A 22,950-nucleotide genomic window follows, 5' to 3' on the forward strand; every position below is an offset into this window, starting at 1 on the left:
TTAAGCTAACGCACCCGTTAGCTTATTAAGAGGTACCTCCAACATTTTATCCTATGAACAGAGATGGAGCGGAAACTATTGTGTCATTTTCCTAATTTGAGCATAATGTGATATTACCCATTTAATTAATTTCCTCCTTAAAAACAATTAAGGAGATGTTTCTAGATGTCACGTTGTGAATCAAGTTGTGATGACGGTTTAGGATTTGGTGGAGGTTTCGCCTTTATAGTCGTATTGTTTATACTCCTAATCATTGTTGGAGCTAGCTTTGTCGGTGGATACGGCGGCGGTGGCTATGGTTACGGGGGCGGTTACGGAGGCTGCTGCTAAATAGTATGAAAAATGCCGACCTTTATTGGTCGGCTTCTTCAAATTTGATTCCTATTTCTGAGGAATGATAGTTATTTTGAACACTCTAAAGACGACAAAACGCGAAAAACTATGATAATACATTTTATGAAAAATAAAGCCCCGAATTTCCTACGCTTTAGAATCCTCAAGGATCTCATATCTTAATGAACTAAACCAGCTAATAGGATGTCAATATCTTTCTCTAAAATTTTCATTTCCCTTATGTTATACTATTTTTGGCCATGCCAAATAACCCTCCAAAACCCTTTTGGAAGGATTTTTCTCTGTTTCACAAAACCGTTAATTAGGCTAAATCTAGGAACGTTTCTTTTCTGCTTAATAAAGCATAAATCCAATGAAGCAACTTATTCATACAGGCAACGATTGACACTTTGGCAGGTTTTCCTTCTGATTTTTTCTTATCATAGAATGCTTTAAGTTTTTTGTTCCTTGAACTTCTTATGCCGCACAGTACGGCAAGATACAGAGAATGACGTAGTCTGCTCGAACCCCTTTTGGTAATACGATTAATGGTTGCCGTTAACTTACCCGAAGCGTGAACACTTGGATCTACTCCAGCGAAGGCAACCAGTTTTTTCGGATGATTAAACCGATCGATTTCACCAATTTCAGAGATAATCGTGGCTGCGATTTTTTCTCCGATACCGGGAATCGATTGGATGATCTTATATTCTTCCAGTTCATTTGCCAGGGCCACTATACGATCTTCCAAATCAGAAAGGTGTCCCTGGTAATGAAAAAGCAACTCAATATACATACGAAGATTGATTACGTGACTTTCATACACGCTTTTTTGAAATGGATTTCGAGATGCGGAATCCATTATTTTTTTTACTTTTTCCCATGCCCATTCACCTGATCGGCTAGAACAGAACTCTATAACACTCTCTGCTAGTCTACTTTCTCCGGCTGTTAATACCGCCTCTGAAGTAGGATATTCCTTTAACATCAATAAAGAAACCTTCGAATATAGATCCCCAAAAACCTTCCGGTATTCAGGAAACACTTGATCTAAAATGGTGTGAAACTGAAGTTTAGCCTCCACATACATATTCGTTACGATTTCCTGTTGTCTGGACAAATTCCGAAGGTCTAATAGCTGAATTCCTCTAATTTTATGAGGTTCTAAATCCTCTTTGTAATACAGCACACACAACTGATACGCATCGATTGCGTCTGTTTTTACCTTCCGTAAACTGGTCTTCTTTGCCTGATAAGAAATAATTGGATTTAGTAAGATATATAGAATCCCTTGTTCCTCCAAGTATTGAATAACCGGAGTATGGTAATGCCCTGTAGATTCTAAAATGACCATAGGCATCTGCCCTGTCACCTCTTCAATCTCTTTTAAAAAGTCTAAAAAATGATCTAATTCCTCTTTGATGTGCTTCATTGAAAAGCTCGTCCCATACGGTTTAGATTGATCTAAAAATGCCTGAACTTGACTCTCTCCTTTTGCCACATCCAGACCCACTACTGGATTCATTGTTTTTTCCTCCTCTACTTACTTACCAGTACCCCTAGTCCTCCATGTAGTGTCATAGCTTCGCTTGTTATACGAGATCTACGTCCCAACCAGCCTCAAACATGTTTCTACAAGTAGGGGGCAGACAGTTTACTTCACGGGATCATGTCCCACGCACCCGTACGTCCTACCCTGTCTACTGATATAATAGATTCTATTAAAAAAAGGTCAACCAGTAAAAACTGGCTAACCTTATAATACGAAAGCACCCGTTAGTTGAAGAAAGTTTGTGCTTTTTTAGTCGTCATATTCATTTTCATAAGGGTTTGCATACAAATCAATATCAATTTCAGCTTTAACACTATTTGCAAATTCAATCTGTTCGTTATCAAGATACAAACCCGGTGAATCTCCATTTTCCATAATAATAACGATGAAGATTTTACATTCCAGTTTATACTTTGCTTTTACCTGATTTAGTATAGCTGCTTTATTTTTTAACGGTCCTAAAATCTGGTCCATTTGTTCCTTCACATCATAGGATTCTTGATAGCCCGTACTTAATTCCCAGGCTGTTTCTTTTCGATAAAGAGTTTTCGTTGAAATAACATTTGGATTATGAGGTCTTACAATGACTTCACCCTTTTTATAGGTTTTTGTTGGTTCAATTTCAAACGTTTCGGTCACATAATCTATTGGAAACTCATCTCCATACAAGCAGAAATAAACCATTACTTGAGTTTTGTCCAAGTACAAATTCCCCTCCCATTTTCCATCTTTTCTATTGAAATTATTATATCACCCTTATACAACTAACCTGCCCCGTTAGTTGCATAAAGAAAAAGCTGTCTTAAAGACAGCTCCGATCCTCAGCTAACGCACCCGTTACTTCAATAAAGAAACTAGCTATCACAGCAGCTACTAACAAACAACGAGTATTATTATTCAAATTTAGATGAAGAATGGCTCACGGCTTACTATTGGTTATGCTCCTGAATTTATACAGAGAGAGTAAGCTAGACAGAATATAGATGGTGTTGGAACTACTATGATAGTAAAGGGACTTTCTGGAACAACGTATACAAGTGTAGGAGATCCACTAACTAGTGCCCAAATTAGCATAGGGCATAATGGTTCACCATTTACTCTAATTTGTCTTATATCATTTTCGATGAGAAGCAATTCCTCGATTGGTGGTATGTGCCAGCCACCACCAAAAACACCTTCACAACTGTTAGGATTAAGAGGATTAGTAGCAGTAGGAAAATCTTGCAACACATTGATTAACCCAAATTGAAATCCATTAGCAGCGTTGAATACATCCCCGTTAATTTGTTGTCTTCGCTGTTCGCATTCTGGTGGTTCATTCGGTTGTGTTGCAGGTGGACACACAGGTGAAGATGAAGGTGGAATGTTAATTACTGGATTTACATTAATCGTTGGATTGAATGTATTCGTATTCGTAGGGTTGTTCCGTATTTTGTTCTCATTTTCATTTTCGATTGCACAACAACATACGCTTGATTTACATTTCTTACAATGTTTTGATCGATCACCCAATTTATAAACACCTCCTTTATATTTATCAATATAGTATATGGACAAGCTACTATTGATGTATCAGCAGTTAGAGAAGGGGATTCGCCCGTTTTATATGGTGGGTTATTGCAACTCCGATAGTTGAACAAGGGTATATTTTCTTTAATTTTAATGTATGATAATGTAAAGAATCGCACGTTAAAAAGGCCGCCATTTGGCGACTTTTTTATGGCGCTAACGCACCCGTTAGTTAAGTACAATACTTCACAAACAAAAAGAAGATGCCTGGTTAAAGCATCGTTAAGACCTAAAAGTAATTAATACTACTTCTCAGATATTGCCTTTCTCGCTATTTCTTTATCATCAAAATGAATTGTTTTATCTTTAAATTTTTGATTGGTCTCATGACCTTTTCCAGCTATTATAACAACATCATTTGAAGTAGCCTCTTTGATAGCTTTATAAATAGCTTCTTCTCGATCAGCGAGTAATTCATATTGTAATGAATTAGACTTTTTCATTCCTTTTTCTATGTCATTCATAATTTTAATAGGGTCTTCTGAACGTGGATTATCAGAAGTAACAAAAACAATGTTACTGTATCTGCTAGCAATTTCTCCCATAATTGGTCGTTTTCCTTTATCTCTATCCCCACCACAACCAAAAACAGTAATTACTTTTCCTTTTGTGAACTCTTTAATTGATTTTAATACGTTTTCTAAAGCATCTGGTGTATGAGCGTAGTCAACTAAAACAAGATAATCTTGTCCTTCATCCACTATTTCCATCCTGCCACTTATACTTTTTAACAAGGAAAGACTAATTCTAATATTCTCAAGGGGTATTCCTTCAATTAACGCTGCTGTTATACCAGCTAATGCATTATAAACATTAAAACCCCCTACTAATTGTAAGTGTATTTCAATTTCTCCTTTAAAAGTAATAAGTAAAAACCGAATTCCTTGCGATGTCATAGTGATATTTTTTGCAGAAACATCAGCTTCATTGTTGATTCCGTAAGTAATAACTTCCACTGATGATAATTTACGAAAATGTTCAAAACTTGGGTCATCTGCATTTAGGACAGCGTATTTTTCATCTTTAGATTTAAATGTATTTCCGAGTCTAGAGAATAAAAGGCCTTTAGTATTCCTATATTGTTCCATTGTGCCGTGATAATCTATGTGATCTTGAGTAAGGTTTGTAAATATAGCTGTTCTAAAGTTACACCCCATTACACGCTTCATGTCTAACCCTTGAGATGAAACTTCCATAACACAATATTCTGTGTTGTATTCCCTCATTTCCCTGAGATTTCTTTGTAAAATTGGGGGTTCCTGTGTATTTATATCTGTGGGATACATGATTCCGTTAATCTGAATGCCGTTATTACCCATCAGACCAGTTTTAAGTCCGTAATCAGTGAAAATTTTTTCAATAATGTAAGAGGTAGTGGTTTTGCCGTTCGTTCCTGTTATTCCAATAAGTTTCATCTCATGTGAGGGATGATTATAAAAATTCGAAGCAATAACTGCCATTGCATGTCTTGCATCTTTAACAAATATCTTTGGTACATCAATATCAACATCACGTTCGACTAAAAGTGCTACTGCACCATTCCTTATGGCACCTTTTGCATAATGGTGTCTATCTTCAAGAAATCCCTTAATGGCTGGTACACAGATAAACAAATTCCCCTTTTCCACTTTCCTTGAATCCATTTGTAATCCTGTAATTTCGACATCCATATTCCCTTCTATTTCTTTGACCATAAAAAGGTCAGCTATCTCTTTTAACTTCAAATTAGAACCCCTCTCAATTAATTATATTTATAAACTTTTATTGGCAATTTATTCTTATATTCTACATTCTTATGCAACTAACCTCCCTCTATAAACATTGATGTATCAACGGTTTGCACCACTCGGTGTATTAGGGTAATTATTTTTCCATTCCACTTTTAAACAGAGTATTGAAATTCTGGTTTTTATTACTAAATTGAGCATACGCTTCGCTAAAACTAATGGAAATCATTAGCTATTTTCTCCACTATGTGATGCACAATAGATCTCTGCGAAACTTATGATGACGTACTCTCCCATGTCTCTTAGCGTCATTTGCGCTTACATTCCTTCGTTCGGTCTATTCATAAGGCAGAGGCCTGCTAAGCTGCCCCTGGGACTCTTGGTCTTAGTTTAGTAATGTTGCTGGCTTCTCCGTGTCATCCTTCTTGTTATAAATCGATAGTTAGAAATGCTTACGCTGCCTCTGAGAGGCAGTAGAGATCCTTCATCATATTCTGCTCATTAAAATGGACTTTCTTTTTACAAATACCATGCAATACTTTCAACAATTTACCACAGAGTACCACCATCGATTGCTTTCCGCGTAAGGGATTTTGTTGGCGTGTTGTGTAATATTCATGAAGCTGTTTAAACCCCTCGTTGTGACGAATGAGTGGTACTATTACTTTGAAAAGAATATATCTAAGTCGCTTTCTTCCTCGTTTGGAGATATGTTTTTGTCCCTTATGTTGACCAGATGAGTTTTCACGTAATGTTAATCCCGCTAGTTTAATCAATTGGCGTGGATTTTCATAAAGTGAAAAGCTTCCAACTTCTGAAAGCAAATCAACAATGGTTGCATCTCCTAATCCAGGAACTGAAGCCAGCAGCTCATATTCCATAGTTGTTTGGGCCATTTCGGATAATTGACTATTCACAGATTCAATTTCGTCTTCTAGTAAGCGATACTGACGCAGGAGCGTGGCAATTTCATGTCGGGCCATCTGTGTCCCTTCTGTCAGTCCAATTGAGTTCGTCGCTGCTTCAATAAGTAGCTTTGCTTTTGGTAGCTGTGGGGCTCTCATTCCCTTTACCTTACGGTAAAGAAAGACAAGCTCCTCAGCACTTTTTCCATCGATATCCTGTGGCAACGGAGTCATTTCCAATGTAGCTAGAGCCATCTTTCCGAAAGCCGGAAAGACTTGAGTAAACTCGGGAAAATAACGATCAAGCCAACGAATGATTCGGTTTTTAATACTCGCTAAATCTTCCGTTAACTTTGAACGAAGAGTAGATCCGATACGAAGTTCTGCTTCTACTTCTTTTAATAAACGTGGATAGCTAAAACGCCCATCTTTCAATAAACGAGCGATGACTAATGCATCTTTTTTATCGTTCTTTGTCGGTAAATTATCGTCCAGTTCCTTCGATCGTTTGACATGCATTGGATTCACCATGACTAGTGGTATGCCGTAATGATCTAAGAAATTAGCTAAGTTCATCCAGTAGTGGCCTGTTGGCTCAATTCCAACAATTACTTCTGTTTTCTTAGCTTCCTTCATCGTTTGACGAATCTTTTCATACAGGTGTTCAAAGCCCTCTTTTGATTGATGTACTGCGAAGGCTTTTTCTATCACGCGCCCTCGTTCATCAACAAAACAAGCGTAATGAACACGCTTGGCAATATCCATACCAACAACGAGTGTATTTTCAGTAACTTGATTAATTTTTTCATTCCATTTAAACTGCATAGAGAAGTCCTCCTTGTTTGATGCTGAGTCAATGGTCGTTGACACTCATGCATCATACAAGAGGGCTCTTTTTCTTTCAAGACTTCGAACATCCTCCTAACAGGAATGCTGCCCCTTTAGTTCATTAAGGGGTAGTGTCAGGAAAATGCGGATTTACAACGTTAAGGAAGTTTCAATATTAAAAAACCTAATTTCTCAGCATTAAATGAGAAATTAGGTTTTTTCATTAATAGAAAAAGACTTATAAGTATTTATCACTAATCACTTTCATATGGTGTAACTCGTGCCCGACAATGCCATATGCAAAGGTACCTATCGAAACTGGGCTGTTCATTACAGTTCCATAACGATCCCACGCTGCATCATCAATGGTTGAAATAAGACTTAACGTGTTGGAGCGTACCGTGTCTAAACCAGCTAGTAGCTGCTCCCAGGATAATTTGTTGAAGTTTGCCGCAGAAACGTATTGATCCTGATCCATTGCTGGGAGTGGTGCACTTTCATTTCGTGCAATGGCAAGCATTCGATACGACATCACACGTTCCACGTCGGCCAAATGCCCAATCACTTCTTTTAAAGTCCATTTCCCTGGTGCGTACGCCTTCCTTGCTGACCCCTCTGATATGCTGCTCAAGAAGGTAATGGTCTTAGTTCGTTGCTTACTAAGTATTTCTTCAATATCTCCATCTGGCACAAGACTAACATACCTATCATACTCTGGATTTTCAATAGATAATGGGCGTGGACGCACAAGAATCCTCCTCATCGGAATAGTTAATTATGGTTCTAGGCTAATATTCGACTGTCAAGAAGATATTTCCTTTATTTGATATTTAATTTCATTACCGCAAAATAATTGCAAATTAAACAACTTTATTATCTCTGTACAACTGATTTATGCAGTTAACATAATACAGATAATAATGGATTAATTCACTTTTTATTCCACTAATCTGCCCCGTTAGTGCCATAAGAAAAAGCTTCCTTAAAGACAGCTCCGCTCTTCAGCTAACGCACTCGTAAGTTCATTAAGACTTATTGTAGATAATGAAATAATTAGTGCAGTAAGGATTAATGCCAAAAGAGATTAAAGATTAATTTTTCTTATCCTTTTCAAGTAAATCAATAATTCTATCAAGCTTTTGAACTCTGCTCTTCTTATTTTATAAAAAAGAAAGGGAGGAATGCTCTGCATTCCTTCCCCTCTTTTCTTGCTATTGCTTTGGCTCCAGTCCGATCAGGCGCAGGAAGTATTCCAGACCTTTTTTCCAACGTTAAGAAGGTTTCAACCCAAAAAAAAGATCAATCTCCTGTAGAAATCGACCTTTTTCTAATAATTATACAAAAATATTAGTTTCTTGGATCCACATAATCTGGATAATCCGTAATAATTGCGTCAACTCTCATATCTAATAGGAAATCTGCTGCCTCTTGACTACGTACTGTCCATGATCCAATTTTCATATCAAGAGAGTGAACTTGATTCACTAATTCTTTAGTAACAATTCCATAGCTTGGATTAAAATAGTCAGCATATGTTGAAAATTCCTGTAAGGCTTGTTCTGTTGTGTCAGCTCTTGAAGATGTTAACACACCTATTGGAACTTTAGGAACGAGATCATTCATTTTTTCCATTGATTCATGGTTAAATGATTGTAGAATGATTTTTTCATTTTGTGGTTTATCAAGATTTCGTTCTTTTAATTCTTCAGCTACACTTTCTTCAATCCCAGGATATAGCTCTGGAGCCTTTAATTCTACTAATATTCCAATTTTCCCGTGGTAACGATCAAGAATCTCATCAAATGTTGGGATTTGTTCACCAGCAAATTGCTCACCTTTCCAGCTGCCTGCATCTAGGCTTCTTAGTTCTTCAAACGTGAAATCACCAACTTTTCCAGATCCATCCGTTGTACGATCAACTGTCGTATCATGGATAAGTACTAATTCTCCATCTTTGCTTCTTTGAACATCAATTTCAATATAATCTGCCTTCATTTTTACTGCTTTATCATAAGCAGCAATCGTATTTTCAGGTGCATATGCCGATGCCCCACGATGGGCAACATTATCAACCTTTCTTAAGTCTCCTATTGTTTCTGCTGCAAAAGCTTGACTTAGTGGACTGAATAACAACGTAAACGCTACCCCGGCACCTGCTAATAATTTTTTGTTCATGTTCTCCATCTCCAATCTAAAATATGTATACAACTATAATTATAGAAAAGAAATGTTGAAGCATTGTGTTTATAATGTATTGGTTTTATATGTTTAAGATCCTTTTTGATTTATCTAAGTTATGGAATAATCAACTTTTGTTAGTATAATATTTAGTTTTCTTTTTTTCACTTTGAAGAATTCAAATCCTAATGCTACTAGGTGATTGAACAGGGAAATGAGTTCGTTTGCTTGATACTAACTAGATCGCTGTACAAAACCAACCTGTTTGGCGATATCTTGTAGGACTACTAGAGATAAAAAGCATTGTTGCGAAATGATTCAGTTCACATGAACTGATGTTTAATTGAAGATAGCTTGCCAAAAAAAGGATTAATCTTAATAAACTCCCTCAGTTTATTAGATAATGCTCACGAATACTCGCTAATTCGCAGGATTAAAAAATAATATTAAATAAGAGCATGTTTTGATCAATCTTTTATCTCTAAACATGCTCTTTATATTGGAACTTATATCAAAATTGAAAGCGTTAATTAAATCAAACTTTATTTCAAAGCTACATGATCGTATGAATATAAGATTATGTTAGCTTGATAACAATGCTTGGTTACTAGAGTTGAAAAATTTTAGTTTTATGATGATCAATAAAAACGAAAGCAGTGTAAATGTGAAACCGCAAACCCCCATTTTCCGGACGTCAATTATGGAATGTATGACCCTATTTATTTGAATCGAATAGGTAATTATAAGTCTAAATGTAGTTAATTTCGTTGTAGAGCGTTTCTCAGCATCACATTATTTTAAAAAGTTGTGTTTTTGTCTGGTAAAAGGTATGTTTTCACTTTCAGTTAGGTTTGCGATCAGCTTTTATTTTAAACTTTAGAGATCCAAAATATATATTTGGGCGGCAGCACTACAGACTGATTAGAAAGGAAAAACACCTTTCTGTCATTCTGTACGTGTCGCTTTTTTTCTGTATAGATTTCGAATTCACCATAATAACTATTATGAAGAAGCAGATGCTATTTTTTCTTTAAATGCCTTCATTTTTTCTGTCGTGTCATTAGTTAACTGCTTTATTTTTTCCACATCTGATTGATCCTTTTTTATTTCATCGATGAGTGGATAAAGACTTTCTTCGATGTTTTTATAATCTACAGGGTGCTGTTCCTCTACTTGTTTTTCTATTGAATCCCAACTTTCTTCAAGGTCTTTGCCTGTTGTTTGGATTTGCTCGGTATTTTCAGACTCTGTTTCTATATTGGCCTTTAGTTCCAGCAGTGAAATGATCACTTCTTCGCTACCGCTTGAAAGAAAATCTGGCATGTCTTCACTTGTTGCTGTTGCTTCTTCCACAGTCTGCTTTTCTGGTTGTTCACTGTCTGCTCCGTCTTCTGTTAATTCTGTTTGCTCTTCATTGGCTTTTTCATCGTTAATATTAGAGCTGCAGCCAGCTGTCATTAAAAGCATAAAAATCATCACCACTAAAAAACAACTAAATTTTTTCATTTTAATCCACCTCTGGAAATACTATTTTTATCTTTCATCTGTTCAAAAAAAATGAATGGTTTTTGCGTGTTCAAGTTTTCTAACTTAAACAACTTTTTTGCTACTTATCAGCGTTCCTGATTCTTTGTTTTTGCAAAAGACATTTTTTACGCCTTGACCATTTATATCACCGGCCTGCTTATCTTTCACAAAGTAATAAGTGGATGCCCTTTGTACGTTGTTTGCTTTTGTCCGTCATCACCTATGATTGTTTTAAACTCTTTTTTGTCCAACCATTTAGAGGAGATGATGTTATCTGCATGGAAAGGCGGCCAAATTTCACTACCTTGACCTTTGCAATTACTGACGCTTGAATCACTTTTTGTGAAATAATAAAGTGTCATTCCTTTTTGGTCTATTAAATACTTTCCCACTTCGTCTGATTTAGCATTTTAAGCTTGTACTTTTTTGACTCATCCTGAATTATAGTGAAGGAGAAGGTTTTAACATTTCTTCACCTTGTGAAATTATGTTCTTGATGTTCTTGATAAATGTTCCCTTAAATCCAGATGAACAGGAATCGAATGCCTGTCAATATGCTGCAGGTTTCCCAACCACCTCCCTTTAAAAATTTTTATTCGGGGTTTTGCTCCCTTCACTATATATAAACGTATAGAGGAGAATATTGGTTTGATTATTTTTTTAAAATTTACGATTCATGTGTAGATTGAACCCTTAAATTGAATAATGGCCCCATTTTAATTACGATTTTGATATGTTGATAGACACTTTCAGGATTTAGAATAAGGAAAAACTAACCCCAACTAAGTTGTGGTACTAGGCAAAGCCTAGTGTTTTTATGGATACACGGAAAATTCATGTATGGCCCCTTTTTGGCCGATTATTAGACCTAATGGTTCTTGCACCAGAACCGAACTAACAGGTGCGTTAGTTCTATAAGGATCACTAAAAATAATCAAACTATTTTATAAAAACCGTATACTAAATCACTAGAAAAGAATCCATTTTGATCATTTTTTTTCAAAATGGATTCTTTTTATTTACGCTAATATGGGGGTACAGGAGGAACTTTTGATCAATCCCTACAGTTGATTCTTTTACGTGCAAAATAGCACTTAAAATAAGTGCAAATTATCTCCTAAAGTTACAGCTCTTCGAAATCGGTGTCAGTACTATTAAGTTATGACACAGTTTGTGGTTATTGTCTGTTAAAACAGGTACATATCAAATTCATAAAATGAAAGTACTATTATTTTAATTAGGAGCTGAAATTTTCGTTTACTAATCAAATAAAAATACCACCTTATTTTGTATCTTGATAAAATAAGGTGGTATTTTTTTTAACTTTTTTCTGGCCCGTAGATAAAGAGTGAAGCCTCTTTAATAATTTGCTGTAACGTTTTTTGGTCCATAGCAGCTCCTTTTTTGAATTGTTGAGGATAACCTTCATTTACATACTTATAAAGTATTTTATTCTTCATATACAAGTTCTATTATTCTGAATACTACTAATTTTTATCAAACTACTTAGTAAACCTTATATTGCGAGATCTTTTATACACCCTAATATACTCAATAGATAGTGGGTATATGGTAGAAAACGCCTTTCAATCGGCAAATACTTCTTGAAAAGAATCGTCCTTCAGCGGTTTTTGCAACAGATGATTAAAAGTAATGAGTATTTATATAGCAGTTGCTTAGATAATTGTTCAAGACTCAGTAGCAAGCGTTCAGCATTTTTCAAATAGCCAAAGCCGGACTCATTGCTGAATCCGGCTTTGGCCATTTCTACTATTTTTCGAAAATTGCATTTGATAGAAGACGGAACAAGTAATCCGGGTGGTCGCGGAAACCTGCTTCTAACCCAATAAGAGTTACATCTTTATTCTGTTCTTTTACGATTACGGCTTGGCCCTTGGCGGTTATGTTATTTTTCCAGTGACCAGCTACGAAGAAATTATCTGAATCTGCAAGGGTCGCGACGACTTCATCATTATCCGTACCCGTGAACCATGTTGGACGATAGACAAAGCCGATATCATCCTCTCCATATCCTGCTGTTAAACCGGTCCCCTCATAATCGACTTTTACGATACCATTACTGTTGGAACCTCCTACATTAATGATGTCGTCTGTAAGACCAAGTGTCTTAGTTGCTCTAGATGCACCAGCACCTACAGCTATATATTTGCCTCCTTCATTTAAGAAGCTTGTCACATTGTCTTTAAACGCATTAAGTTGCCCGTCGTTCTGTAATCCAAATTCTTTATTAGCTTCAGATAGGTTGGAAGAAATGAGACTTTCCGTTCCACTATAGACAAAAATATCAAAACCGTTAAGGGTATTTTTAGCCACTTCAACTGGCGTAACTTCTGTCACATCAAAACCTAGTCTTTTCAAAGCGAGCTTTGTTCCTGCGTGTGATTTCTGTTTACCCATACCTCCATCCTTTAATATAGCCACTTTTAAAGACGTAATAGCCACTGCGTCTGCTGGTACATCAGCAGTTCCAACCTGTAACCCAGATTCTTTCACCGCTGCTGATACCTGATTAACTACTGTTTTTGCAAAGAAGTTACCTTGTGCATCACGTACAATAGGTATTCCTTGCTTAAGCAATGCATTTACTAAATTTACCGATTGGACAGAGCTGTTCGGAATCAGAAACGGTCCTTTTCCTGAAACCGTTCCTTGACCTGTAATCTGGTTTACTTTCGTTGCATTGACTTTAATAGGATTTTGTGTGGCTACTGCCTCGAAGCCCCAAAGCTCCGGTAAACTCCATGCGGAAATGTCGTACATTGCTGGGGTATCGTTCGTGATGTCTTCCCCATCCCAGAGCATCGTGTTTGCTAATCCGGCTTTCGCCTGATCCATCTCAACGAGATAAGTTCCTTTTGGATATGACACTCCATCCGCTTCAAATGCATTCACAGCTTGAACAACTTCAATATCATTATTGATCAAATGATTTACAGCCTTATTCGTAACAGTCGGATCCTTAGGGTCTAGTGGAAGTATGTAGGCTTTTGGAAATAACCCTTCCTTATGAAAAGGATGGTCAAAGTTAATTCCTCTTTTAAAAACTTCAATTTGATCAGTAATCATGGATTGCTTGTTAGCTGTTGCAAATTTCAGTGCCCCCATAATCGAATTATACATCCATCGTACGCCATCCCAATCATTTGTTGGAGCTTCTAATGTATGACCGTAAGCACCATGGTACATCGCATACATTGGTGTGAAAATTGGTGGGTAATCATCCCAGCCGGCGGAATCATCGCGCAGCGGAATATAGGTACCTTTCATGTTTTGATACAAGGATCCTGAATAGTTCTCATGATCCTTCATTATTTCCGCTTCCATCGCTTCTGCCTGTTTATATGCCCATTTTCCGTATAAGTCATACTCGTAATTAGGATTATGCGGAGGCGTACAAGGCTCAATTAACCCCTGCAGATTTGGCTGATAATTCTTCACATAACCATGAGTATCAAGGAACACCATCGGGTTCCATTCTTTAATGAGCTCAACCATCTCTTTTGTTTCTGGCTGCGACTGGGTGATAAAGTCACGATTTATGTCAATTCCTTCGCCATTAAAGCGGGTGGCATCAATACGTCCATCAGGGTTTTGCACGACATTGAAAATAAGAATATTATTCTCTAAAACGTCTTTGGTTGTTGCATCATTTTGGGTAGCAAAACGTTCAATTAATTGAAGGATTGCATCGCTTCCGACAAATTCAGTCCCATGAATAGAACCATTAATCATGATTGGAACTTTAAAGTCAGGATTATCAGCAACCCATTCTTGAGCTTTGCCTGGATTCTTAAACATTTGCTTTCTAAGTGCCTTCACTTTTCCGAACTTCCCTTGCGTTGTTGGGTCAGCAATCGTGACAACGTAGAGTGGGTTTCCATCAGCTGATGTTCCACGGACTTCAACTTTCACACGGTTTGAAAGTTTTTCAATCTCTTTTAATTTGGAACCAATTTGTGAGAATTTCACAAAGTCATAGTTTTCGCTATTAAACTTGCTTCCGTCCTGTTCCTCATATGTATTCACATTTGTCCATTGAGGTTTCTCAGCATGTCCAGAACTCCACGGAATTACTGTTAGTAAACTCACAGCCATCAGGCCGGATAATGCTTTTTTCTTCTTCATCCTAAAACCTCCAGTATGGATATATAGTGATTTTTTGTATATATTAATTAATACATTTTTTAATTGAATACAACACGAAATGGCTGGCTAATGGGCTGAACAAATTCCGTTGAAAGCTCTTTAATTTTACAACGTTGAACAAACCACATCGTTAAAAATATTCTGTATAAAATTTGATAAGCCCCCCCAGCAAGTAATGCTACATAAAGTTAACCTTCCGAAACTAGTGCTGCAATTGGAGCGAATCCCAATAAAAATTAACATTGAACGACTTTGTGGAAACGCAATACCTAAACCCACATTTCCAGCGGCTACTGTAGCTGCTTTAATTCCTTTCTAGACTAATAAATTTCTCCTTTTCTGAATCCTACTAATATTTCCTTTCTAAAAAATAAATTTCCATACATGTTTAAGAGTATCGCCTCCTTATTAAGAAGTAGTAACCCACAAACTTAGATAACTGTTTTATAATATTATATACTTATTTTTGTATAAATTAGGAATTTTCAGTTAATAACAACTGGATTTTTTTCTATTTTCACACTTCAGAAGCAATAGTATTTATAAAAAAGCTGCCTTAAAGACAGCTCCGATCTTCAGCTAACGCACCCGTTAGTTTAAGTACAAATCTTCACAATCTCATTTTTCTACTATAGGTAAAATAAGGAGTTGCCTCAACAACTCCTTGTTCAACTCATACACCCTTTAGTTCAATTTTAGATTGTCTTTCCATATCTCACTAAAACGTGCCACAATAGTTTTAATTCCTGAAGTATCTCCTTATAAGTTCCGCGATCACTCCAAGATACTGGGTTGCGTTTCAAGTCCATTACAGCAGATCCAATTATGTTCGCATCGATAAAATTATTTTGTGCAATGCGTTTTGCCAAGGAAGTCATTGATGGACCCCTAAAATCAGCAGGTACCTCGTCTACCATAAGTACAAAGCCCATGTGCCAATATAGATCAATAGAATACTTAAGGCATATTTGTTCCATTGTTCTCCCTACATGAGTGTCCTTGAATGAAGGATCTGCAACAAGCACTTCCACGTCTTCTTTAAGTGAAATATCCCCATGAACTTGGGCTTCAAGATAGTGGTTAAGATTGCGGTTTGGCTCTTTGTTTGCTGGGTCCATAAACGGGCTTTCTAGGTTAACCAGTAAATGATTGATTAATCTTGCTGGCGTCAGATTTCTTTCACCGATTGCAAAATCTCTTAAGAACGCCTCTTCCAAGAGTGCAGCCAAAATGATGTCAAACTCTTCATAAGTACCCTTTTCTTTTGGGTCTTGATGCGAATCCAAATACGTGTAGGTGGAACGATATGAGGCCTCAGGGGAAAGAACAAAATAGCATGATCCAAAACGTGGAGCAGGCCCATCTGGATGTAACATCAAATTAAGTGCCCCATATTTAGGCCGTTGGTTATTGGTTGTGCCCTCCAGTTGATATGCTCCTCCAAAAATTCTCTTCTCCCAAATGTCACGTTCACCACCAGAGTATGCGGATACGCTACCATTAGATAAAAATGTTTCAAACTGACTCTTATATATTCCCTGCTCAAGCAGTGCTTCAGCAACGCTTTTCATAGTCGAATCTGGTCTATCTGGATGAAAATGTAGGCCAATCTTTGCGTGAGCCTTTAAATTAACAACAGCATTTTCAAATATCTTATCCGAGATATTAGACATTTTTAATATGTGATTAATTGTTTCTTTAGCTTCATGTTTATGGTTCCTTGCATACTTTGTAAAATGCTCTAAAGCAAATAGTTGTGACATTGATAATTCCATGAACAGATGAGTCTCTCCTTTCATTAAATTGATCCTAATTAATTCAATGAAAAGTTTTTTTTTCCCTTCTTATTCAACTAATCTGCCCCTTTAGTTGCATAAAAAAACTGCCTTAAAGACAGCTCCGATCTTAAGCTAATGCACCCGTTAGTTCATTAAGAAAAGCGAAACTTCTTCAAGAATCGCGCCCTTTAATGGAGTAATCATTAATTTTCTAGGTTAGACAATTGATAATATACTATTAAGACAATTATCCATTCTACCACCACCTAATAAAATCTTTATATAATCTCAATTAGATAATATGGTAGCGACCTCTTGAATTGCCTTTCTACCTGCTAGGCTAATACCACCTAACTGAAAAAAGCCATGTGTAACTCCAAGGTACCGTTGGCATTGTGCTTCTACCCCTGCATTAAGTAAACGACGATAAAAATCTTCACCTTCGTCGACAAGAGGGTCAAATTCAGCAGTTAAAATGTGAGTCTCTGGTAGCCCTTCGAGATCATCTGAGTATAACGGACTTGCTTCTGGGTGCTCAGGGGGTAGACAATTTGATAAATAAGCCTCAAAGCCACTTACTAAAGCATCGGCTGTCACCACATAATCATCACCGAATTTTTTATAACTATCGCTTGATGCCTTTGCATCAAGCATTGGGTAAATTAGAATTTGCCGTTTAGGCATCAAATGGCCTTGTTTTTTTAATCGTAAACACGTTACTAAAGCAAGATGTCCACCTGCGCTGTCGCCAGCAATAGAAATGTTGTCTGGATTCCCTCCCTCAAGTTAAAGCAGGGGATGTCTAGGCCCCACATGTTAAAGGGACTTTTTTCATTTTATCCAGTTAAATTGACAAATAGGACGTTATGAGACTTGTGACGTTAAAATTCCTGAATGGAGCAAAATTATCACCTATCAATTCATTACATAAAAAACTCCATTCCTGCCAACAACTCCATATCGAACATCCTTAGCCGTGATTTTTCGATCTTTGCATTGTTTCATAACCCATTCTTCGTTGTATAAAGAGGTTAAATTTTTTGTAATAATTTCACCATTAAATATGAGTTCAATAGGAATTTCTGAAGTTATTAGATCTATATCCTTCTTCAATAATGGCTGGTATTCTTCTTTTTTTTGAATCGAAAGTTTTCCGCTTACTTCGAGTATGGCTGTTTCGATTTGATCTATCTTAAATAGCCCTTGTTCCCTGATTTGCTGTTTTAAATCATCGATAGAATATTTAGCTTTTTTCATGTTGAACTCATTGATTTCCCCTTTTTCAATAATAATAAGAGGCTTTCCCGATAAGTATTTTCGAAAACCTCTTTGTTTAAAAGAAAAAAGAGAAGAAAGGAAAAAGATAAAAATCAGTGTTAGAAAGGAAGCAAGTGTTGGAAAAAATTGAAGGTTTGTATCAAATCCCATATTCGCAATATAGGAGCCAACTGTTACAGATAAAGCAAAACTATAATAATTTAGTTGGGAATTCATACGTTTACCAAATAAGTATGTAAAAACAAGTAAGACTATATAGGAAATAACTGTACGAATAATTGGTTGTATTAAGTCTTCCATGAAAAGCTCCTTTAAGTATGTTTCAAATTTCATTGAGATAACGGCTACTAAAATAAAAAAAGCCCTCTAAATTCTTTGGTTTAAGGGTTGTCTAATCCAAAATATTAGTTGGTTTTTTCTAAAAAGGTAAATCATCTTTTATTATAGGGCGTACTTTTCTTACTAAATCTGTAATGTCATTTTCTCCGTTGTAAACAACTCTAACAATTTGAAAGTCGTCTGGATAGCGAACGGTGTTTTTTATCTTTTGTATCCACTCATAAGCTGATACGGCAGCTGTCCATTCCGGTTCTTTTCTAAAGTCAGTTGTTATTACTGAACAACTACCAGACTGTAAGAAATTAGCACCGTTCGCAAACATTTGAACCTCAATTTGAATCTTCATTTGTTACTCCTAAATCTCTGTGCCTTTTTTTGTGTATTCTTTATCCTCAAGTTCAATAGTGTTATTTGAAACAGTTAAAGTTATATCAGCTAAATGAACTTTTGAACCCTCAGGCATATTATGAAGCCAACTAGAAAGATCATCAAATTTTTCTAATTCAGCCAGTGTAGGTGCTTCAAATTTGGTGTCCTCATGATCATATCCAAAGAAATCAACATCAGTCTTTGTAGATGCAGGATGAATATATATAAATAGGTTGTCTTTATTCATTACTCTTCTTCCTCCTTCTCATTGAACCCCAGTTCTTTAATTTCTTCCTCAGTTAATTCTACACTTACTACAAAATTACCTGTCTCATAGAAAGTTTGGAAAAATATCCAAATTAAAGCCCTTTTGTTCCAGTATATCCTTTTTTTTCTTATCTAATTCTCGAACCATTGAATCGAAGCAACACTGCAAAGCCCTCCTGAATTTTAAGAAGGGCTTTTTTTTTAATCCTCAACGATTACATTAATAATTTCATTGAATTTTATTTTCTCAAAGGAACTATCTTTTTTCTGAATACTTAACTCTTTCGTGACAGGATCAATATACACACAGTATCCATGCAGTTCAATTGGATTTCCCTCGTTATGCAATCTAAAACTTATAGGTAAATGATATTCCATCGCATAATGAATGTTGTTTTCAAATTCTTCAACCTGGTATTCATCTAGGACAGGTTTTTTATTTAAGAAATAATCGTCCTTATCCTTTTTTTAGTTAATGCCTTATGTTCTGGTAACATCAATGCTGCCTGCCATTTAATGATTCCTCTATCACGAATTGTACCCATTAGAAAGAACCCTCCTTTTTATTTATTATATACGAACTAGTGTTCTTATGAAAGGCAGAAAAAAATACCTATTCCAGAGAATTGTACGAAGACACAAAGATAAGTACATTGGGGACATGAATTTGAGTACATAGAGTTATTAATCCACTCAAAACCGCACCAATTCAATCTCTAAACTGTTTTGAGATACAAAATCGAGTACATTATAAACAATACAGTCATACAAATTTATCTGTAAACACATAGGGGAAGGCAATATCTATACCCTCCCCTTTTTCGAACAACATATATTTTTAATTTTCTTGATTATTTTATAAAAAAGAGTGATTATTTTTGTGATCCTTAATCAACTAACGCACCCGTTAGTTTAAGTGAAAATCTTCACAAACTTTTTTTTATCTTAGGCTTTGTTAAATAGTATTGTTGTTTTTCAGGTATAAAATATGGGAACGTCCGATTTGGACGTTCCCGTTCTTATTCCATTAAAGCCCCCCTATAATGGAATAACTGTAAAGCTAATGAAGCTTTTTAAAAGCTGCGTTTCGCTGCCCAAGCACCTTGCATTTTACTAAGGAATACAATTTGCCCAATATGATATGCGTCGTGCATTGCTAAACTCTTCAGTTCAAGCACTAATGAATTATCTCCTGGAATCTGTCTATACAAATCTTCATGTTCTGATTTTGCTAGTATTTTTCCAAGTTCACGATGAACATAAAAGTATTCGTGTTTTGTTTCCTTCCAATTTTCTAACGTCTCAGTTGGTAATCGAAATGTAGAGTCATTATTTTCTGCCTGTGGTTCATTCGCTGTTTCACCAAGAAATCGCATCAGATATCTCTTTTCAAAGAAAAGTAAATGACAAACTAATTCCCAAATGGAATTCATTGACCCATCAGCTGGTTTCCAAATTGCCTGTTCAAAAGTGATGTCCTCTAGCACTTTTTCAAGTGGTGGAAACCAGTCTTCTTCATCTAAGCAGCTTGCCCATTGTTGTAACAAAAGTGTCTTTACATCCATTTTCTATTCCCTCCAATTTAATCCTAGATTGAATTTATTATTACTTACCTTACAATAGATTCGCATCAGTTAAAGAGTATTCCTCTAGACAGAATTTCTTTTATTACTTGTTCCATTATTTCACCTTCTAATAGATTAGTTATCGTATTAATTATTGTTCAACTATTCTCCCTCTATAAACATTGATGTATCAACGGTTTGCACCACTCGGTGTATTAGGGTAATTATTTTTTCATTCCACTTTTAAACAGAGTATTGAAATTCTGGTTTTTATTACTAAATTGAGCATACGCTTCGCTAAAACTAATGGAAATCATTAGCTATTTTCTCCACTATGTGATGCACAATAGATCTCTGCGAAACTTATGATGACGTACCCTCCCATGTCTCTTAGCGTCATTTGCGCTTACATTCCTTCGTTCGGTCTATTCATAAGGCAGAGGCCTGCTAAGCTGCCCCGGGGACTCTTGGTCTTAGTTTAGTAATGTTGCTGGCTTCTCCGTGTCATCCTTCTTGTTATAAATCGATAGTTAGAAATGCTTACGCTGCCTCTGAGAGGCAGTAGAGATCCTTCATCATATTCTGCTCATTAAAATGGACTTTCTTTTTACAAATACCATGCAATACTTTCAACAATTTACCACAGAGTACCACCATCGATTGCTTTCCGCGTAAGGGATTTTGTTGGCGTGTTGTGTAATATTCATGAAGCTGTTTAAACCCCTCGTTGTGACGAATGAGTGGTACTATTACTTTGAAAAGAATATATCTAAGTCGCTTTCTTCCTCGTTTGGAGATATGTTTTTGTCCCTTATGTTGACCAGATGAGTTTTCACGTAATGTTAATCCCGCTAGTTTAATCAATTGGCGTGGATTTTCATAAAGTGAAAAGCTTCCAACTTCTGAAAGCAAATCAACAATGGTTGCATCTCCTAATCCAGGAACTGAAGCCAGCAGCTCATATTCCATAGTTGTTTGGGCCATTTCGGATAATTGACTATTCACAGATTCAATTTCGTCTTCTAGTAAGCGATACTGACGCAGGAGCGTGGCAATTTCATGTCGGGCCATCTGTGTCCCTTCTGTCAGTCCAATTGAGTTCGTCGCTGCTTCAATAAGTAGCTTTGCTTTTGGTAGCTGTGGGGCTCTCATTCCCTTTACCTTACGGTAAAGAAAGACAAGCTCCTCAGCACTTTTTCCATCGATATCCTGTGGCAACGGAGTCATTTCCAATGTAGCTAGAGCCATCTTTCCGAAAGCCGGAAAGACTTGAGTAAACTCGGGAAAATAACGATCAAGCCAACGAATGATTCGGTTTTTAATACTCGCTAAATCTTCCGTTAACTTTGAACGAAGAGTAGATCCGATACGAAGTTCTGCTTCTACTTCTTTTAATAAACGTGGATAGCTAAAACGCCCATCTTTCAATAAACGAGCGATGACTAATGCATCTTTTTTATCGTTCTTTGTCGGTAAATTATCGTCCAGTTCCTTCGATCGTTTGACATGCATTGGATTCACCATGACTAGTGGTATGCCGTAATGATCTAAGAAATTAGCTAAGTTCATCCAGTAGTGGCCTGTTGGCTCAATTCCAACAATTACTTCTGTTTTCTTAGCTTCCTTCATCGTTTGACGAATCTTTTCATACAGGTGTTCAAAGCCCTCTTTTGATTGATGTACTGCGAAGGCTTTTTCTATCACGCGCCCTCGTTCATCAACAAAACAAGCGTAATGAACACGCTTGGCAATATCCATACCAACAACGAGTGTATTTTCAGTAACTTGATTAATTTTTTCATTCCATTTAAACTGCATAGAGAAGTCCTCCTTGTTTGATGCTGAGTCAATGGTCGTTGACACTCATGCATCATACAAGAGGGCTCTTTTTCTTTCAAGACTTCGAACATCCTCCTAACAGGAATGCTGCCCCTTTAGTTCCATAAGAAAAGAGCTGCCTTAAAGACAGCTCCGATCTGCAGCTAACGCACCCGTTAGTTCATTAAGGATTAATTAAAACTTAATGTTTAATAATTCTTTCATTTCAAGAAGAACATCAGAATGTTTTTCTTTTGATAAATACATCATTTTCTGTCCTGCTCCATTTGCTTCTTGCTTCTTTCCGTTCGGTTCTTGAAACATAATCCTTCCATCACTAAAAAAATTCATAGTGTATACTTTGTTATCCATGGTTTCTTTATCGGATAATATAAAAAAGTAATTCCCTTTTTTATTTAATTCTTTACTCTTCTCCAATAACTCCTTATTAGGAGGTTGCACAACTTCCATTTTGTTCACTTTTTCTATAAAAGCTTGTATTTCATTAATATCTGTAATGACCTTTGAAGTTGACTCGGAAGATACCCCGTCCTCATCAACACCTTGCACTAATAAAGTTGTATATTCATCTATATTAGGTATTTCTAAAATTTCACTTTTCGTTTTTGTAGTATCTAAACTACAAGCATTTAAGAATACTATCATTAAAGTGCAAAAAGAAAACATCTTGAAAAATCTCAAATTTCATCCCTCCATTTCTTCCTTCTACATTATATGAAAATTGGAAAA

The 22,950-nt window shown here is 36.3% G+C and carries 17 protein-coding genes and 3 pseudogenes; 1 reads left to right on the plus strand and 19 read right to left on the minus strand.

Going from position 1 to position 22,950, the window contains the following annotated elements:
• Positions 1-165: 165 nt before the first annotated feature.
• Positions 166-282, plus strand: a pseudogene (locus AC3ISB_RS14100) (YjcZ family sporulation protein); the annotation flags it as partial.
• Positions 283-655: 373 nt separating this feature from the next.
• On the opposite strand, the gene AC3ISB_RS14105 reads toward AC3ISB_RS14100, so the two are convergent.
• From AC3ISB_RS14105 to AC3ISB_RS14195, 19 genes and pseudogenes are all read right to left on the minus strand, one after another.
• Positions 656-1,858: an IS110 family RNA-guided transposase gene (locus AC3ISB_RS14105; protein WP_489273567.1), complete on the minus strand. Its 1,203-nt coding sequence runs from the start codon at positions 1,856-1,858 to the stop codon at positions 656-658.
• 276 nt (positions 1,859-2,134) lie between these two features.
• Positions 2,135-2,587, minus strand: a complete 453-nt coding sequence (locus AC3ISB_RS14110) for a DUF4279 domain-containing protein (protein WP_489273568.1) — start codon at positions 2,585-2,587, stop codon at positions 2,135-2,137.
• A gap of 234 nt (positions 2,588-2,821) precedes the next feature.
• Positions 2,822-3,397, minus strand: a complete 576-nt coding sequence (locus AC3ISB_RS14115) for a hypothetical protein (RefSeq protein ID WP_489273569.1) — start codon at positions 3,395-3,397, stop codon at positions 2,822-2,824.
• A gap of 302 nt (positions 3,398-3,699) precedes the next feature.
• Positions 3,700-5,178, minus strand: a complete 1,479-nt coding sequence (locus AC3ISB_RS14120; RefSeq protein ID WP_489273570.1) for a UDP-N-acetylmuramoyl-L-alanyl-D-glutamate--2,6-diaminopimelate ligase — start codon at positions 5,176-5,178, stop codon at positions 3,700-3,702.
• 455 nt (positions 5,179-5,633) lie between these two features.
• Positions 5,634-6,911 carry an IS110 family RNA-guided transposase gene (locus tag AC3ISB_RS14125; protein ID WP_489273571.1) on the minus strand — a complete coding sequence of 426 codons (1,278 nt, stop codon included), beginning with the start codon at positions 6,909-6,911 and terminating at the stop codon, positions 5,634-5,636.
• Between the two features lie 241 nt (positions 6,912-7,152).
• A complete protein-coding gene (locus tag AC3ISB_RS14130; RefSeq protein ID WP_489273572.1) occupies positions 7,153-7,662 on the minus strand; it encodes a DinB family protein in 510 nt (169 codons plus the stop codon).
• A gap of 599 nt (positions 7,663-8,261) precedes the next feature.
• The gene (locus AC3ISB_RS14135; RefSeq protein ID WP_141995095.1) at positions 8,262-9,089 is read right to left on the minus strand and encodes a glycerophosphodiester phosphodiesterase; all 828 of its coding nucleotides are present in this window, start codon (positions 9,087-9,089) and stop codon (positions 8,262-8,264) included.
• Positions 9,090-10,094: 1,005 nt separating this feature from the next.
• Positions 10,095-10,598: a hypothetical protein gene (locus AC3ISB_RS14140; RefSeq protein ID WP_489273573.1), complete on the minus strand. Its 504-nt coding sequence runs from the start codon at positions 10,596-10,598 to the stop codon at positions 10,095-10,097.
• A 185-nt stretch (positions 10,599-10,783) separates the two neighbouring features.
• Positions 10,784-11,011, minus strand: a complete 228-nt coding sequence (locus AC3ISB_RS14145; protein WP_430100036.1) for a COG4315 family predicted lipoprotein — start codon at positions 11,009-11,011, stop codon at positions 10,784-10,786.
• Between the two features lie 1,378 nt (positions 11,012-12,389).
• Complete coding sequence (locus AC3ISB_RS14150; RefSeq protein WP_489273574.1) at positions 12,390-14,765, minus strand: M14 family zinc carboxypeptidase; 2,376 nt, start codon at positions 14,763-14,765, stop codon at positions 12,390-12,392.
• Between the two features lie 716 nt (positions 14,766-15,481).
• Positions 15,482-16,561, minus strand: coding sequence for a DUF3626 domain-containing protein (locus AC3ISB_RS14155; protein WP_489273575.1), 1,080 nt, complete (start codon positions 16,559-16,561; stop codon positions 15,482-15,484).
• A 291-nt stretch (positions 16,562-16,852) separates the two neighbouring features.
• Positions 16,853-17,332 (minus strand): annotated as a pseudogene (locus tag AC3ISB_RS14160) (alpha/beta hydrolase); the annotation flags it as partial.
• Positions 17,333-17,479: 147 nt separating this feature from the next.
• On the minus strand, positions 17,480-18,142 hold the full coding sequence (locus AC3ISB_RS14165; protein ID WP_098373593.1) for a DUF421 domain-containing protein: 663 nt from the start codon (positions 18,140-18,142) through the stop codon (positions 17,480-17,482).
• A gap of 118 nt (positions 18,143-18,260) precedes the next feature.
• Positions 18,261-18,527 (minus strand): hypothetical protein, encoded by a 267-nt coding sequence (locus tag AC3ISB_RS14170; RefSeq protein WP_289321061.1) that lies wholly within the window; start codon positions 18,525-18,527, stop codon positions 18,261-18,263.
• Positions 18,528-18,536: 9 nt separating this feature from the next.
• Positions 18,537-18,797, minus strand: coding sequence for a hypothetical protein (locus AC3ISB_RS14175; protein ID WP_289321062.1), 261 nt, complete (start codon positions 18,795-18,797; stop codon positions 18,537-18,539).
• A 221-nt stretch (positions 18,798-19,018) separates the two neighbouring features.
• Positions 19,019-19,243 (minus strand): annotated as a pseudogene (locus AC3ISB_RS14180) (YolD-like family protein); the annotation flags it as partial.
• A 647-nt stretch (positions 19,244-19,890) separates the two neighbouring features.
• Positions 19,891-20,382, minus strand: coding sequence for a DinB family protein (locus AC3ISB_RS14185; RefSeq protein WP_489273576.1), 492 nt, complete (start codon positions 20,380-20,382; stop codon positions 19,891-19,893).
• A 540-nt stretch (positions 20,383-20,922) separates the two neighbouring features.
• The gene (locus AC3ISB_RS14190; RefSeq protein WP_489273571.1) at positions 20,923-22,200 is read right to left on the minus strand and encodes an IS110 family RNA-guided transposase; all 1,278 of its coding nucleotides are present in this window, start codon (positions 22,198-22,200) and stop codon (positions 20,923-20,925) included.
• Positions 22,201-22,395: 195 nt separating this feature from the next.
• Positions 22,396-22,902, minus strand: coding sequence for a hypothetical protein (locus tag AC3ISB_RS14195; RefSeq protein ID WP_061463518.1), 507 nt, complete (start codon positions 22,900-22,902; stop codon positions 22,396-22,398).
• Positions 22,903-22,950 lie beyond the last annotated feature (48 nt).

It is taken from the genome of Peribacillus sp. GL_122 (assembly GCF_057835005.1).

Bases quoted from the DNA above. Each gene is read 5' to 3' on its own strand.
- AC3ISB_RS14105 (WP_489273567.1), bottom strand. From the start codon at position 1,858: ATGAATCCAGTAGTGGGTCTGGATGTGGCAAAAGGAGAGAGTCAAGTT.
- AC3ISB_RS14125 (WP_489273571.1), bottom strand. From the start codon at position 6,911: ATGCAGTTTAAATGGAATGAAAAAATTAATCAAGTTACTGAAAATACA.
- AC3ISB_RS14135 (WP_141995095.1), bottom strand. From the start codon at position 9,089: ATGAACAAAAAATTATTAGCAGGTGCCGGGGTAGCGTTTACGTTGTTA.
- AC3ISB_RS14140 (WP_489273573.1), bottom strand. From the start codon at position 10,598: ATGAAAAAATTTAGTTGTTTTTTAGTGGTGATGATTTTTATGCTTTTA.
- AC3ISB_RS14150 (WP_489273574.1), bottom strand. From the start codon at position 14,765: ATGAAGAAGAAAAAAGCATTATCCGGCCTGATGGCTGTGAGTTTACTA.
- AC3ISB_RS14155 (WP_489273575.1), bottom strand. From the start codon at position 16,561: ATGGAATTATCAATGTCACAACTATTTGCTTTAGAGCATTTTACAAAG.
- AC3ISB_RS14165 (WP_098373593.1), bottom strand. From the start codon at position 18,142: ATGGAAGACTTAATACAACCAATTATTCGTACAGTTATTTCCTATATA.
- AC3ISB_RS14170 (WP_289321061.1), bottom strand. From the start codon at position 18,527: ATGAAGATTCAAATTGAGGTTCAAATGTTTGCGAACGGTGCTAATTTC.
- AC3ISB_RS14175 (WP_289321062.1), bottom strand. From the start codon at position 18,797: ATGAATAAAGACAACCTATTTATATATATTCATCCTGCATCTACAAAG.
- AC3ISB_RS14185 (WP_489273576.1), bottom strand. From the start codon at position 20,382: ATGGATGTAAAGACACTTTTGTTACAACAATGGGCAAGCTGCTTAGAT.
- AC3ISB_RS14190 (WP_489273571.1), bottom strand. From the start codon at position 22,200: ATGCAGTTTAAATGGAATGAAAAAATTAATCAAGTTACTGAAAATACA.